The following is a 14,135-nucleotide window of genomic DNA, read 5'->3' on the forward strand; positions in this document are numbered from 1 at the left end:
CGATGAGCACGACTTCGAAGAACGCGGCCGACGATCAGGATCTCGGCGCGGCCGCCTCCCAGCTCTCCACCGCCCCCTCCCAGGACGAGCCGCCGATCGCCCCGGGCATCGGTGTCATCGGCTGGGCCCGCTGGTTCTGGCGGCAGCTCACCTCCATGCGGGTCGCGCTGCTGCTGCTCCTGCTGCTGTCGCTGGGCGCGATCCCGGGCTCGCTGATCCCGCAGTCCGGCGCCGACATCTCCAAGGTCGACGCCTTCCGTAAGGCCCACAAGACGCTCTCGCCGGTCTACGACAAGCTCGGCCTGTTCCACGTCTACAGCTCGGTGTGGTTCTCGGCGATCTACATCCTGCTGTTCGTCTCGCTCATCGGCTGCATCGTGCCGCGCACCTGGCAGTTCGTGGGCCAGCTGCGCGGCCGTCCGCCGGGCGCGCCCAGGCGGCTGGACCGGCTGCCGGCGTACACGAACTGGCGTACGACGGCCGAGCCCGAGCAGGTCCGTGCGCACGCCCTGGCGCTGCTGAAGAAGCGGCGCTTCCGCGCCCACCTCGCCGGGGACGCGGTCGCCGCCGAGAAGGGCTACGTCCGTGAGTTCGGCAACCTCGCCTTCCACATCGCGCTGATCGTGCTGCTGGTCGCCTTCGCCACCGGTCAGCTGTACAAGTCGGACGGCACCAAACTGGTCGTCGAGGGCGACGGGTTCGCCAACTCGATCCTCCAGTACGACGACTTCAAGTCCGGGTCCATGTTCAGCACCGACGACCTGGTGCCGTTCAGCTTCGACCTGAAGAACTTCCACGCCACCTACCAGACCAGCGGCCCCAGCAAGGGCACCGCGAGCTCCTTCACGGCGGACATCACCTACAACGAGGGCGCGTACGGCAAGACGAAGAAGACCACCATCAAGGTCAACCAGCCGCTGCACATCAGTGACTCCAAGGTCTACCTCGTCAGCCACGGCTACGCCCCGGTCATCACGGTCCGCGACGGCAAGGGCAACGTCGTCTACCACGACGCCGTACCGCTGCTGCCGCTGGACGGCAACGTCACCTCCCAGGGCGTGATCAAGGTGATGGACGGCTACAAGAACGCCAAGGGCGTCAGCGAGCAGCTCGGCATCTCGGCGTTCTTCCTGCCGACCTACGGCGGCGGCTCCTCCGTCCTGTCCACCTTCCCGGCACTGAACAACCCGGTGCTGAACCTGATGCCGTACCACGGCGACCTCGGGGTCAACTCGGGCATCCCGCAGAGCGTGTACCAGCTCGACAAGACCCATATGACGGAGTTCAAGGACTCCAATGGGCAGCAACTGCGCGGCAACCTCAGGCCCGGGCAGACCATGCGGCTGCCGAACGGCGCCGGTTCCGTGACGCTCGAGAAGGGCGTCAAGGAATGGGCCGGCTTCGAGATCGTCCAGGAGCCCGGCAGCGGCTGGGCGCTGGGCGGTGCCCTCACCGCGATCTTCGGCCTCGCCGCCTCGCTGTTCATCCAGCGCCGCCGCGTCTGGGTGCGGGCCGTGCCGGGCCCCGACGGCGTCACCGTCGTCGAGATGGCCGGGCTCGGCCGCAGCGAGTCGGCGAAGGTGCCCGAGGAGCTGGGCGACCTCGCGGGAATCCTCTACGACCAGGCGCCGGGGGCTCCCGACCCCGACGACGACCCCGATCCAGCAGCATCCCCCGTACCTGCCGAAGGGGCTGAGAAGCGATGACTTCCGCCGCCGCAACCACGCTCGCCGCCGCGACCAACGAACATCTCGCGAGCATGAGCAACACGCTCATCTACTCCTCGATGGCCGTCTACACGCTGGCCTTCTTCGCCTACATCTTCGAGTGGCTGCTGGGCAGCCGCAGCCGGGTGGCCCGTACGGCCCACGCGCTCACCACCGACGCCACGGCGACGCAGGCTCCGGCGGTGACGGTCAAGAAGGCCGGCGGCACCGCCGTGCTGGAGCGGCCGAAGGTCGTCGTCCGGTCCGCGGCCGGCGCCCGGGACGTGCCGGACGGCCCCGGCGCCCACGGCGGCGACGAGCAGGGCGACCTCTACGGCCGGATCGCGATCTCCCTCACGGTTCTCGCCTTCCTCGTGGAGCTGGCCGGCGTGATCGCCCGCGCGGCCTCCGTGCAGCGGGCGCCGTGGGGCAACATGTACGAGTTCAACATCACGTTCTCCACGGTCGCCGTCGCCGTCTATCTGACCCTGCTGGCCCTGAAGAAGAACGTCCGCTGGATGGGCCTCTTCCTCATCACCACGGTCCTGCTCGACCTCGGTCTCGCGGTCACCGTCCTCTACACGGCGAGCGAGCAGCTGGTCCCGGCCCTGCACTCGTACTGGCTGTACATCCACGTCTCCACCGCGATCTTCTGCGGTGCGGTCTTCTACGTCGGCGCGGTGGCCACGATCCTCTACCTCTTCAAGGACTCCTACGAGAACAAGCTGGAGACCGGCGGCACCCCCGGCCGCTTCGCCACCTCGGTCCTGGAGCGCCTCCCGGCATCGGCCTCGCTGGACAAGTTCGCGTACCGGGTGAACGCGGCGGTCTTCCCGCTCTGGACCTTCACGATCATCGCGGGCGCGATCTGGGCGGGCGACGCCTGGGGCCGCTACTGGAACTGGGACCCCAAGGAGACCTGGTCCTTCATCACCTGGGTCGCCTACGCCTGCTACCTGCACGCCCGCGCCACCGCCGGCTGGAAGGGCCGCAAGGCCGCCTACCTGGCGATGCTCGCCTTCGCCTGCTGGCTGTTCAACTACTACGGCGTCAACATCTTCGTCACCGGCAAGCACTCCTACGCGGGCGTGTAACCCCCTTGCGGCAGCGGCCGGTTCCCGTGACCCGGGTCACGGGAACCGGGGCGGGTGCCCCCTAGGGGTGCGGATCCCGCGGGCGGGGGTCAGTCTGGTGTCATGACCGGTTCCATCGCGCAGGGCACCAGTCAGACCCACGGGAACACGCACATCCTCCACTTCCTGGTGCGGCTCCCGAGACCCGTGGGCCAGGTCTGGCCGAGCCTGTCCACCCCGGAGGGCCTGGCCGCCTGGTTCACCCCGGTCGACGTCCTGCAACCGAGACTCGGCGGCACGGTCACGCTCCGTGACCTGGGCACGGGCAAGGTCACCGCCTGGGATGTCGACCGGGTCGTGGAGTACACGGTGGAGGGCGGCGGCAGGATCCGCTTCCACCTGGAGCGGGAGAGCGATGGCGGCAGCGCCCTGCGCTTCACACACGAGTTCAAGGGCGAGGCGACGACGGAGCAGGCCTGGCGAACCCGCTTCGAACGTCTGATCGACCTGTTGGCGGTATGAGAATCAGGGCGCGCACCGCCCCACGATGACATCGCGCAGCCGCTCGACGTAGAGCCGCAGGTTCTTGTAGGCGATGTCGGTGTCCGGGTAGCGGCTCGCGAACCACAGCCCCTCGTGCAGCCGTTGCACCCACGCGCACAGCTGGTCGCCGTACGACACCCGGATCAGGCCGTACGTCTTCAGCTCGGCCCAGCGTTCGGAGCCGGGGACGCCCCGGCTGTCGACGTACGAGACGATCGAGTACAGGTCGGGTGAGGTGGGCCGGAAGTCCGTGCCCAGCAGGTGCAGCACGCGGGCCAGCGGTATCCGGGCCAGCGGCCGGGCCGCCTGCAGTTCGGCGCGTACGGCCCGCAGGGCGCCCGGGAGGTCGGCGGCCACCGGGACCTCCAGGGGTGCCCCGCCGACGTACCAGCCGACCGACTCCGACCAGCGGGACCTCGTCCGGGTGTGGAACGGCACGATCGTGCGGTACACGGACTGCCCGCCGAGCTCACCGACGATGAGGCTGGTGGCGGCGAGCAGCCCGACGAGGCTGCCGCCGTAGGGCCGGCAGTACGCCTCGAAGGCGGCGGCCGCCGCCGCGTCGACCAGCGGCTCGCACAGCATCTTCTGCGCGGGCAGCTCGCCGCCGGGCGGCAGGCCGAGGTCGACGGGGAAACGCGGCAGCGTGCCGTCACAGCGCCGGAGGAAGTCCCGCCAGCGGGCGACGATGTCATGGCCGTCGTCGATCCGGTCCGCGTCCGCCCGCTCGGTCTCGCAGAAGTCGATGTAGCTGGCGGCGGCCGGCCGCGGCTCCGGCAGACCGGGACCCTCGGCACGGCCGGCTGTGTACAGCTCGTGGATCTCGGCGGGCAGTGCCTGGAGGGAGTAGGCGTCGACGTTGCTGTGGTCGAAGGCCAGGTAGACGCTGGTGGCGTCGTCCCGGACTACCGCCGCGTAGATGATGTTCGGCCAGCGCAGGGCGTCGGCGGTGACGTCGAAGCGGTGCTGGAGATGCCGGACCAGGGCGTCCGCGTCGGTGAAGTCGCCGACCACCTCGCGGCGTAGGGACACGGCGCCGGCGTCCAGGGTGAACCGGCGCAGTTCGTCTCCCGAGGGGCCCGCCCAGCGGAAGCCGCTGCGCAGGGTCTCGTGCCGCACGGTCCAGGCGCGCAGCGCCTCCTGGAGGGTGTCGAGGTCGGCCCGGCCCGGGAGGTCGAAGGCGGTACCGAGCCAGGTCGGCACGAACAGCCCGTCCTCGCGTACGGATCTGGCGGTGCGGATGTGCGACTCCTGGATGTAGGCCGGCCGTCGGGAGTCCTCCGGCAGCGCCAGTGCCGTCTCGACGGCCGCCGGGCTCAGCGTCCATTCGACGAGCAGCCCCGGCCGGACCTCGCAGCGCTGGATGTCGGTAATGCGCACGCAGTCTCCGATCGCAGTAAGGGGCCCCAGGAGTTCCGGGGCCCCATACAAGGGAAGGACGGCCGTCCGGCCGGGACATGCCCTGTTCCCGCTTTTCAACGGATCGGATGGCACCTCAAACAGAGAAGCGATCAATCGACCGTGATGGAGTCCAGCTTCTCCCGCAGGTAGACGTGCGAGTCGACCGGCGGGTACGCCACCCGCCCGACCGGCGCCGGCACGGACTCGACGACCGTGCCCGGGGTGCACTCGCCGAAGTAGACGAGGGACATCAGCTCCTCGCCCGGCGCGTCCGTGGGCGGCGGCAGCACCCGGTGCCGCCCGGACCGCCACCGGTCGCCGGTCCAACGGGCCATCAGGTCACCGATGTTGATGGTGAAGGCGTCCGGGTCGAAGGGCGCGTCCTCCCAGCCGCCCTCGTCGGTGCAGACCTGGAGTCCGCCTTTGCCCGCCTGCCGGTCGAGGATGGTCACCGTCCCGAAGTCCGTGTGCGGCCCGATCCGGAACTGCCCCGGCTCGGGCTCGCCGACGACCTCGGTCCCCGGATACCAGTTGATGTTGAAGCCGTACGTCGGATGGTCCATGTGCCGGGAGAAGAAGTCCCGTTCGAGCCCGAGCGCGTACCCCAGCAGCTCCAGCAGTTCCTTCTCCAGCTCACCCATCCTCCCCAGGTACTCCTCGCAGACCGCCCGCAGCTCCGGCACCTCGGCCGGCCAGACGTTGGGCGCGTACCACTCCGCGTTGGTCACCGGGTCCTCGAAGGGCTCGTCGGTCGCGAAGGTCAGCGACTCCTTGAGGTCCGGCGGGGTCTCGGTGCCCTCCGAGTAGGCGTTGGCCTCCGCGCCGGGCCCGAGCCAGCCGCGCCCGCCGACCTTCGCCGCGTAGGCCGCCTTCACCTCCGCCGGCAGACCGAAGAAGACCCGCGCGGCCTGCCGTACGGCGCTGCGCAGTTCCGCCTCGACGCCGTGCCCGGTGACGAGCAGGAAGCCGGCGGTCCGCAGGGCCGCGTCGACGGTCCGGGCGGTCTCCTGCCGGGTGTCCTCGTCGCCGCCGAGCCAGGGCCGCAGATCGATGGTGGGGATACGGGGGCTGGGGCTCGTGGTGTCACTCATCACCGATGTCCTCGTTCCACAGGGCCGGATTGTTCTTGATGAAGGCGCGCATCACATCGACGCACTCCGGGTCGTCCAGCAGGACGATCTCCACGCCGTGCTCGGCCAGCCAGTCGTGTCCGCCGTGAAAGGTGGCCGCCTCGCCGATCACGACCCGGGAGATCCCGAACTGGCGGACCAGACCCGAGCAGTACCAGCACGGCGACAGGGTCGTCACCATGGTGGTGCCCCGGTACGACCGCAGCCGCCCCGCCGCGCGAAAGGCGGCCGTCTCGGCGTGCAGGGACGGATCCCCGTCCTGCACCCGCCGGTTGTGCCCGCGTCCGAGCAGCGTGCCGTCGGCGCCGTAGAGCGCGGCGCCGATCGGGATGCCCCCCTCCGCGAGCCCGGCGCGGGCCTCGGCGACGGCGGTGGCGAGCCAGGTCCGTGCTTGCAGCTGATCCATGCCTTCACTCTCCTGTGACCGAAACACGAGGGCAACGTGCGGAAAGTACCCTCCGGGCAACCCGCGGCCGGACGAAATGTCAGCGCCCGCGCCCGACCCCTGGAGGTCCCCGTGCCCGCACTCACCCTCCGCGAAGTCCTGGCCCTCGACCCGGTGCGGGCGGCCGGCCCCGAGCTGCTCGCCGGTGCGGACGCCCTGGACCGGCCCGTCCGCTGGGTGCACTCCAGCGAGGTCTACGAGGGCGCCAACTTCCTCGACGGCGGCGAACTGCTGCTCACCAACGGCTTCGGGCTGACCGACGCCGGTGACGAGGTCCGCCGCCGTTACGTCCGTGAACTGGCCGCGCGCGGTGCCGCCGGGCTCGCGGTGGAGGTCGGCCGCTCCCTGCCGAGCATGCCGCCCGAGGTGACCGACGAGGCCCGCGCCCGCGGCCTGCCCCTGCTGGCCCTGCACCGGGTGGTGCCCTTCGTGCGGATCGCGGAGGCCGCCAACCGGGCGATCGTGGCCCGGGGCCTGGCTGGCCGGCGTACGGTCGTACGGCCCTTGGGGGACGACCACGCGGCCGCGCTGCTCGCCGACCTCGCCGACGGACAGGCCCTCAACCAGCCCGAGGTGGAGGCACGGGCCGCGCTCGCCGGGTTCCACCCCGGCCCCGGCGCCCGGCTCCTCGGCGTCTCGCTGCACGGCACCCGGGGCGTGGGCGCCGTGGACCGTGCGGTACGGGTGCTGGGCGGGGCCGGGGTGCTGCGGGCGGCGTTCCCGGGGGACGTCCTGGCGCTGCTCGCGGTGCCCGCCTCGGTCCCCGGCGATACCGCCTGGGCCGTGCAGGAGGCGTTCCGTACGGCCACCGAGCCGGGCGCGACGGCCGCCGTGGGCCTCGCGGTCGCCGCCCGGGACGGCTGGCTGCACTGGAGCGAGACGCTGCGTGCGGCACGTACGACCCTGGAGCTGGCGCTGACCGTGCCGCCCGCGGAACCGGCCCCGGCGGAAGGCCCGTTGGTCACCTCCGCCCGCGCCCTCGCCCTGGAACGCGAGCTGACCCGGGGCGGTGTCACCGCCAACCGCGAACGCCTCACCGCGCTCGTCCAGCACACCCTCGGCCCGCTGCTGGCCTGGGAGGCGGCCCACGCCAGCGACCTGGTCCGCACCCTGGAGACACATCTGCGGCACGGCTGCTCCCCGACCCGCACGGCGGCCCTCCTCCACATCGGCCGCCAGTCCCTCTACCAGCGCCTGGAGCGCATCGAGTCCCTCCTGGGCCTGGAGATCGACGACCCGGACGTCCTGGGCGAGCTGCTGACGGCGGCGTGCGCGCACCGGGTGGTGCGGGGGATGGGTGCGTCCACGGCGGGCAGGCTCCGGCGCGCCGTGGCCTGACCGCGGCGCCGGTCCCCGCGGTCAGGCCGACGACAACTGGGACACCCGCGGGCGCAGTCGCAGGGCCGCGTACAGCAGCGCGCTCACCGCGAACCCGACCACCGGAGTGATGTCGCCGAAGGCGGGGTGGTGCTGGGGCACCCAGCCCACGTAGTCCTCCTGGTTGGAGAAGAGCGGGACCGACACCGCCACACCGATCAGCAGGGCGGCGAGACCCGGCCAGTTGGTGAAGGTGCGGTCGGTCAGCCGGGCGGCCAGCTCCGTGTCGGTCGCCGTACGGCGCTGGAGCCGGCGCTCCACCAGGACCACGCCCAGCCAGGGCGCCACCCAGTACGCGATGACCAGCAGGAACGCCTCGTACGCCGCTCCCGCGTCGTCCAGCGAGGCCCAGGCCGCCGCCGTACCGGCGAGGCCGGACACCACGACCAGCGCGCCGCGGCTCAGCCAGGTGGGGAGCTTCAGGCCGAAGGAGGCGATGGACATCGCCCCGGAGTACACGTTGAGGGCGTTCGCCGAGACCCCGCCCAGCATGATGGCGAGCAGCACCAGGTCGCCGAGCCAGCCGGGCAGATGACCGGTGAAGGCCGCCGTCGGGGTGGCGTCCTTCGGCGCGATGATCGTGGCCGAGGCCGCGCCGACGACCGCGACGATCGAGACCGACACGAACAGGCCGACGGCCGGCCACAGGACCGTCTTCAGCTTGCTCGCCGTCCGCGGCAGATAGCGCGAGTAGTCCGTGGCGTACGGGTTCCAGCCCGCCGCGTACCCCCAGGCCGCGCTGAACGCCAGCAGGAAGCCGCCGACGCCGCCGCCCGAGCCGCGCCCGCCGAGGTCCGCGTCCTTGAAGGTCCACACCCCGGCCAGCAGGAAGATCACCGCGAGCGCCGGGAACGCGTACTTCTCAAAGGTGTGCACGAAGTTGTGGCCGATGAAGCCGATCAGGATCTCCGCGACCACGACGAGGAGGAGGGAGGGGAGCGGTCGTAGTCCCGTCAGCGTGTTCAGGGCGAAGGCCGCGCTCACGCTGTTCACCGCGAACCAGCCGACGCCCGCGAGCAGGCCGTTGGCGGCGGAGGGCAGGATGTTGCCGAGGTAGCCGAAGGAGAGGCGGCCGATCACCATCTGCGGGACGCCGAACCGCGGCCCGTCCAGCGAGAGCACGCCCTGGGTGACCGCGCCGATCGCCGTGCCCAGCAGGATCGCGCCGGTCGCCGTCCAGAAGTCCAGGCCGAAGAAGAGGACCGCGATCACGCCGATGTAGACGGTCGCGAACTCGATGTTGGGGGACGCCCACGTCCACAGGAGCTGGAGTGGGCTGCCGTGGCGTTCGGCGTCGGGGATCGGTTCCGAGCCCGCCGCCTCCACGGCGATGACCCGGTCGCCGTACTCGGGCGCGACACTGGTGGTGGAACCGGCGGGAGCAGTCGTCATACGAGGTAAGTGTCGGGATCGCGCCCGGTCCGGCCCAGGGGCGCATCGTCCGTTTCGGACGGCTCACCGGCGTACAGCCTGCACGCATGCGGGGGGTTCCGGAGGCTCGTGGTCCTCCGGACCCACCCCCGCACCGGAGCTGACGGGTCGTCCGTCAGTCGTTGACGCAGACGTTGCCGGCCGTCGGGTTGAGCAGGCCGATGATGCCGATGCTGTTGCCGCACACGTTGATCGGGATGTCGATCGGGATCTGGACGACGTTGCCCGACAGTAGGCCCGGGCTGCCGACCGCGGCGCCTTGGGCGCCGGCGCCGTCGTCGGCGCAGGCCGCGGTGGTGCCGGCGAGGACAAGGGCGGTGGCGAGGGCGCTGGTGGCGGCGAGAGCTCGGATGCGCATGAAGGCCTCCTGGTAGCGGGGTGAGAACTCGTTCATCAGAACCGCCCGCCACCGGGACCGCATGCGCTGCTGGGCCGATCGGCGCAATTCATGGTGGATCCGCGCCGTCCAGGTGGACGGGGGCTACGCGGCGAGACGCTCCGCCAGGGTCTTGCCCTTGGCCGCCGCCTCCTGCAGGGCACGCTCGCGGGAGGCCTCGTAGAGCGGCACGAGCTCGGCCATCGCCGGGTTCTGCGGGGCCATGGTCAGCTCCGGCACGATGAAGTCGACGTCGAGGCCGAGGCCGTCGCCGAGAACCGCGGTCAGGTAGTTCTGGACGTACTCGAACGGCTCCCGCGGAGTGCCCGGCGCGTAGGAGCCGCCGCGGCTGGCGACGACGGTGACCGGCGTGCCCTTGGCGGACGGGGTCTCGCCCATCGTGCGGCCGAACAGGACCACGTTGTCCAGCCACGCCTTGAGCGTGGACGGGATCGTGAAGTTGTACATCGGCGCCCCGATGAGCACCGCGTCCGCCTGCTCCAGTTCCTCGATCAGCTTCACCCGGTCCGCGAAGGCGTCCGCCTGCTCGGGCGTGTGCGTGGCGGGATCGGCGAAACCGGCGCTGTGGGCGGCCGCGGTGATGTGCGGTACCGGGTCGGCCGCGAGGTCGCGGTAGATCACCGTGCCGCCGGGGTGCTGCTCCTGCCAGGCCGTGCGGAAGGCGTCCGTGACGGCACGGGAGGCGGAGGCCCCGCCCGGGAGGAGCGACGAGTCGATGTGGAGAAGGGTGGCCATGGGTGTCTCCAGACACGGGATGACGAGCCCGGCGCGAGACGCCAGGGGCTGAGGATTCGTACTCAGCTATAGATAGCATAGGTACTTACTTTTTTTCACCCCTTTCGTGGTGGGCCTGTACCCTGATCCCATGGCGGTGGAGCAGGCCCATGACCCGGAACAGTGCAAAGGTGTGGACGCCGGCATCACGCGCGTCTTCCAGGTGCTCGGCAAGCGGTGGAACGGCCCGATCCTCTCCGTCCTGATGAGCCAGCCCACCCACTTCGCGACCCTCCGCCGCGCCATCCCCGGTATCAGTGAACGCATGCTCTCCGACCGCCTCGCCGAACTCGGCGCCGCGGGACTCGTCGTACGGGAGGTCGACGAAGGGCCCCCACTGCGCGTCTCCTACCGCCTCACCGCGGCGGGCGCCGCCCTTGGGCCCTCCCTCAGGGAACTCGGCGAGTGGGCGAAGGATCACCTTCCCGACGACCAGTCCTGCTAGGGCCTGTCCGGCGGATCATGCCGCCGACGCGGGGTGTGGCACGCCCTCCCCCAGAGGGGGTGCCCCCAGCGGCGTTGTCGTCGGTCGCCGACGTCCCCCAGCCTTCGGCCGGGGGTGCCCCCACCGCGTCGCCCGCCGCGGTGGCGGCTGATTGTCCACGCCTCCTCCGCCTTGCGGCTGCACGCACCACACCCCGCTCACCGGCGTCGATGAGTGACCGCTGATTTCCTGCGACTTGATCCGCCGGACAGGCCCTATCGGGCGGCGGCCTGCGGCTCCAGGACCGCGTAGTCGGTGAAGCTGCGGCGGTAGCGGTGGTGCCCGGTGGCCTGGGTGTGCTTGCGCTGCCATTCCTCGACGGCCTCCGGAGACCCGCAAGGCCCCGACGCCGCCGCGCAGTCCGCCTCCTCCCCGGACACGCAGTACGCCTCGTACTCCGGCTCGGCGGTGTCGTCCTGGGCGATCAGGTACGGCACGAAACGGAAGACGCGACGGGGCCGGGTGCCCCAGTGGTCCCGGCGCAGATGCCTGCGGAGCAGTACGTCGGCGTCGGTCGCCCCGCTGGCGTCGGACCGGGCCTGCGCCTGCTCCCGCTTCCCGGCGAACTCCGCGCAGGCGGCACAGCCGGGCACCGGTTCCGGAGCCGGGGTGTCCATGACCGGGTAAGTGAACGCGGTGGAACGGTGGTTGGCGGCCCGCACCTCCGCGCTGAGCCGTTCCTCCGCCGTCGCAGGGCGGATCGACTCCGGCCGCGCCTCCCACTCCCGGCCGCCGCCGAGCGGTCGTAGCGAGGCGTACGGGCCTGCCTTGCCCTGGTACTCGCCGACCTTGTTCATACGGGTGTCGTAGACGACCGTTCCCGCTTCGATCCCGTTTTCGATCTGTTCAGTCATGTGCGCTCCGACGCCACTTCGTGACTCTGGGTGTATCGAGCGTCGCGGACGGGCACCGTCGGTATCAATGCCCGAGGCGTGCCACCGGGCGCTGTCACGGAGGGGGCCGGAGTTGTGACCACCAATGCCGAGTTCTTCGGAGAGCTGCTGCGGCACTTCCGCGAAGCCGCGTTCCTCACCCAGGAGGCGCTGGCCAAGCAGATCCCCTGCGACCGGTCGTTGGTGGCCCGGGTGGAGGCGGGCACGCGGGTGCCGTCGGACGCGTTCGCGAAGAAGTGCGACGAAGTGCTGGGCACGGGTGGGGCGTTGATGCGGTTGTGGGGGCGGGTGGACTGGTATCCGGACGTGGAGCATCCGGACTGGTTCCAGCGCTGGGTGGATATGGAGGCGAGAGCCGTCACGCTGTACGACTACCAGGTCATGGTCGTGCCGGGTCTGTTGCAGACACCGGATTACGCGCGGGCGCTGCTTTCCCGGAAGGCCACCGGTGAGCTACTCGAAAATCGGGTCAGGGCTCGACTGAGTCGACAGCCACGTTTCCTCGCAGAAGGTGGACCTACGTACATCGCTGTACTCGACGAGAGCTGTCTGCGTCATGCGGTGGGCAGTCCTGCCGTGATGCGGGATCAGTGCGCGCACCTGCTGAGTGTGGGGCAACTTTCCAACATCCGCGTCCAGGTGGCTCCAGCCGGTTACTTCGAACTAACGCCACCCAACCAGCCGATGTCGCTGATCGTGTTGCCCGATGGCGAACACTGGATCTACTCGGAGTCGCTGACTCGCGGCCACTTCAACAACGATCCGGATGTCTACGCCGAGGCGAGCCGAACCTATGATGTGCTCAGGGCAGACATCTTGTCGGCTCGCGAATCGGCCGCTCTGATCGGCAAGTTGATGGAGGGGTACGGCGACGATGAACCAGCAGCAGCTGAGCGCGGCGACCTGGATCAAGAGCAGCTACAGCGGCGACAACGCCGGGCAGTGCCTCGAATTCGCCCCCGGGTTCACCTCCGTCGTCCCCGTCCGTGACAGCAAGAACCCCGACGGCCCGGCGCTGTTCATCGCGCGGAGCGCCTGGGTCGCGTTCGTGGGTGGCGTCCGGCGCTGACCGACTTCCGCATACCGCTGGAGCGATGAAGCTGACAGCGGAAGTCCCCACCGCATTACGTGTCATGTCTCCGTCGATTCATGCGTGGCCGTCAATGTCCTGACACAAAGCCACCAACTGGAGGACACGTGACCGGTCAGTCGAACCGCTGGGTTTCCGTGGGGCTGCGTACGGCACAGATGGGCACGCTAGCCGTCTGCCTGGCGCTCACCATCGCCGGCGCCGGAGGCGGCACGGCAGTCGCCGACGCCACCGGAACGGAAACGCTTCCGCTCTCGGGCGCCACCACGTCCGGCCTGCACAACACCTACGATCCCGCCGCGTTCAGCTACCTCGCGCAGGCGCTCGACACGGGCACCTCGATGATCGAACTGGACGTCTGGGACGACTTCTTCACCCAGGAGTGGAAGGTCAGCCACGACAGCCTGACGAGCAACAGCAACAACTGCGTCAACGCGTCCACCCCCGCCGATCTCTACACCGGCAGCGCCAACAAGGACCTGGAAAGCTGCCTGGACGACGTACGGGTCTGGCTCGGCGCGCACCCGGGGCATGCCCCCCTGATCATCAAGCTGGAGATGAAGTCCGGCTTCCAGGCCAGCCTCGGGATGAGCCCGGCCAAGCTCGACCAGTCGATCAGCAGCCACCTCGGCAACCTGGTCTTCAAGCCCAACGACCTGCTCAACAAGCCCGGCGGCGGCCAGTACGCCACCCTGAACGACGCGGCCGACGCCAACAACTGGCCGGCCCGGCAGGCGCTCGCCGGCAAAGTGATCTTCGAGATCATCCCGGGCACCGTCGAGGAGAACAACCCGAGCGACACCCTGTGGACGGACAAGGAGTACGCAGGCTACCTTCGCGACCTGCACACCCAGGGCAGGACCGCACAGGCGAACATCTTCCCGTCGGTCCACAACGCCCAGGCCGGCGACCCGCGCACCCGCTACTCCGACACCTCGCTGCGCCCCTGGTTCGTGGCGTTCGACGGCGACGCGGCCACGTACCTCGGCGGCTCCATCGACACGAGCTGGTACGACACCCACCACTACCTGCTGGTCATGACCGACGCGCAGAACGTGCCGCCCACCCTGAACGCCACCAACCCCTCGGACGCGGACGCCCGGGCCCGGATCACTCAACTGGCCAAGGCGCACGCCACGGTCGCCTCCAACGACTGGCGTGGCCTGACCGACGTCCAGTCGATGGTCGTACCCCGCGGCTGACCTGACAGCGGTCACGCGGTACGACCAGGTGCCCCCACGCGTCCGCCGGCCGTGGGGGCGCCGCCGCCCATCCTCACTCGCCCTGAGGGTCCTGTAAGTCAACTCCCGTCCCTTGCGTGGTGGTTGATGCTTGAAAAATTCACAGCTCAAGCACAGGCTTTACCAATGCCCGGTAGTGCCTTGGGGTGG

At 70.3% G+C, this 14,135-nt stretch carries 14 protein-coding genes and 1 pseudogene; 8 read left to right on the top strand and 7 right to left on the bottom strand.

Translation table 11 applies throughout. From position 1 onward, the window contains the following. Window positions 1-2 precede the first annotated feature (2 nt). The 3 genes from ABZ396_RS19315 (at window position 3) to ABZ396_RS19325 (ending at window position 3,301) form a co-directional block, all read left to right on the top strand. Window positions 3-1,706, top strand: a complete 1,704-nt coding sequence (locus ABZ396_RS19315) for a cytochrome c biogenesis protein ResB (RefSeq protein WP_358924242.1) — start codon at window positions 3-5, stop codon at window positions 1,704-1,706. Next, complete coding sequence (gene ccsB / locus ABZ396_RS19320) at window positions 1,703-2,800, top strand: c-type cytochrome biogenesis protein CcsB (protein WP_358924244.1); 1,098 nt, start codon at window positions 1,703-1,705, stop codon at window positions 2,798-2,800. Before ABZ396_RS19315 ends, ccsB begins: the two co-directional genes overlap by 4 nt. Before the next feature lie 102 nt (window positions 2,801-2,902). Further along, window positions 2,903-3,301, top strand: coding sequence for an SRPBCC family protein (locus ABZ396_RS19325; RefSeq protein WP_358918896.1), 399 nt, complete (start codon window positions 2,903-2,905; stop codon window positions 3,299-3,301). A gap of 3 nt (window positions 3,302-3,304) precedes the next feature. Here ABZ396_RS19325 and ABZ396_RS19330 read toward each other — a convergent pair whose 3' ends face one another. From ABZ396_RS19330 to ABZ396_RS19340, 3 genes are all read right to left on the bottom strand, one after another. Beyond that, complete coding sequence (locus ABZ396_RS19330; RefSeq protein ID WP_358918898.1) at window positions 3,305-4,702, bottom strand: condensation domain-containing protein; 1,398 nt, start codon at window positions 4,700-4,702, stop codon at window positions 3,305-3,307. A gap of 131 nt (window positions 4,703-4,833) precedes the next feature. Beyond that, window positions 4,834-5,814 carry a 2-oxoglutarate and iron-dependent oxygenase domain-containing protein gene (locus ABZ396_RS19335; RefSeq protein ID WP_358918900.1) on the bottom strand — a complete coding sequence of 327 codons (981 nt, stop codon included), beginning with the start codon at window positions 5,812-5,814 and terminating at the stop codon, window positions 4,834-4,836. Continuing rightward, entirely contained in the window at window positions 5,807-6,259 is a 453-nt protein-coding gene (locus ABZ396_RS19340) for a nucleoside deaminase (protein ID WP_358918902.1), read from the bottom strand. The genes ABZ396_RS19335 and ABZ396_RS19340 overlap by 8 nt, the downstream gene beginning before the upstream one ends. A gap of 111 nt (window positions 6,260-6,370) precedes the next feature. On the opposite strand from ABZ396_RS19340, the gene ABZ396_RS19345 reads away from it, so the two are divergent. Further along, window positions 6,371-7,636, top strand: a complete 1,266-nt coding sequence (locus tag ABZ396_RS19345; RefSeq protein ID WP_358918904.1) for a PucR family transcriptional regulator — start codon at window positions 6,371-6,373, stop codon at window positions 7,634-7,636. A gap of 21 nt (window positions 7,637-7,657) precedes the next feature. Here the strand turns inward: ABZ396_RS19345 and ABZ396_RS19350 are convergent, their stop codons facing one another. The 3 genes from ABZ396_RS19350 to ABZ396_RS19360 all read right to left on the bottom strand — a co-directional run bounded on the left by ABZ396_RS19350 (window position 7,658) and on the right by ABZ396_RS19360 (window position 10,238). Beyond that, entirely contained in the window at window positions 7,658-9,067 is a 1,410-nt protein-coding gene (locus ABZ396_RS19350; protein WP_358918906.1) for a cytosine permease, read from the bottom strand. A 154-nt stretch (window positions 9,068-9,221) separates the two neighbouring features. Further along, complete coding sequence (locus ABZ396_RS19355; protein WP_358918908.1) at window positions 9,222-9,464, bottom strand: chaplin; 243 nt, start codon at window positions 9,462-9,464, stop codon at window positions 9,222-9,224. Window positions 9,465-9,587: 123 nt separating this feature from the next. After that, a complete protein-coding gene (locus tag ABZ396_RS19360) occupies window positions 9,588-10,238 on the bottom strand; it encodes an NAD(P)H-dependent oxidoreductase (RefSeq protein ID WP_358918910.1) in 651 nt (216 codons plus the stop codon). A gap of 130 nt (window positions 10,239-10,368) precedes the next feature. Between ABZ396_RS19360 and ABZ396_RS19365 the strand changes: the two genes are divergently transcribed. Beyond that, window positions 10,369-10,722: a helix-turn-helix domain-containing protein gene (locus ABZ396_RS19365; RefSeq protein ID WP_358918912.1), complete on the top strand. Its 354-nt coding sequence runs from the start codon at window positions 10,369-10,371 to the stop codon at window positions 10,720-10,722. Between the two features lie 254 nt (window positions 10,723-10,976). Here ABZ396_RS19365 and ABZ396_RS19370 read toward each other — a convergent pair whose 3' ends face one another. Next, the gene (locus ABZ396_RS19370) at window positions 10,977-11,615 is read right to left on the bottom strand and encodes a hypothetical protein (RefSeq protein WP_358918914.1); all 639 of its coding nucleotides are present in this window, start codon (window positions 11,613-11,615) and stop codon (window positions 10,977-10,979) included. Window positions 11,616-11,729: 114 nt separating this feature from the next. Here ABZ396_RS19370 and ABZ396_RS19375 point away from each other — a divergent pair, with 114 nt between their 5' ends. From ABZ396_RS19375 to ABZ396_RS19385, 3 genes and pseudogenes are all read left to right on the top strand, one after another. Further along, the gene (locus tag ABZ396_RS19375) at window positions 11,730-12,644 is read left to right on the top strand and encodes a helix-turn-helix transcriptional regulator (protein ID WP_358918916.1); all 915 of its coding nucleotides are present in this window, start codon (window positions 11,730-11,732) and stop codon (window positions 12,642-12,644) included. Further along, window positions 12,613-12,723: pseudogene (locus ABZ396_RS19380) on the top strand (DUF397 domain-containing protein); the annotation flags it as partial. The gene ABZ396_RS19375 and the pseudogene ABZ396_RS19380, both read left to right, overlap by 32 nt. Window positions 12,724-12,851: 128 nt before the next feature. After that, on the top strand, window positions 12,852-13,946 hold the full coding sequence (locus ABZ396_RS19385) for a phosphatidylinositol-specific phospholipase C domain-containing protein (protein WP_358918918.1): 1,095 nt from the start codon (window positions 12,852-12,854) through the stop codon (window positions 13,944-13,946). The last annotated feature ends 189 nt before the right edge of the window (window positions 13,947-14,135 follow it).

Source organism: Streptomyces sp. NPDC005866, assembly GCF_040629895.1.
In the GTDB taxonomy this organism is placed as follows: Bacteria; Actinomycetota; Actinomycetes; order Streptomycetales; family Streptomycetaceae; genus Streptomyces.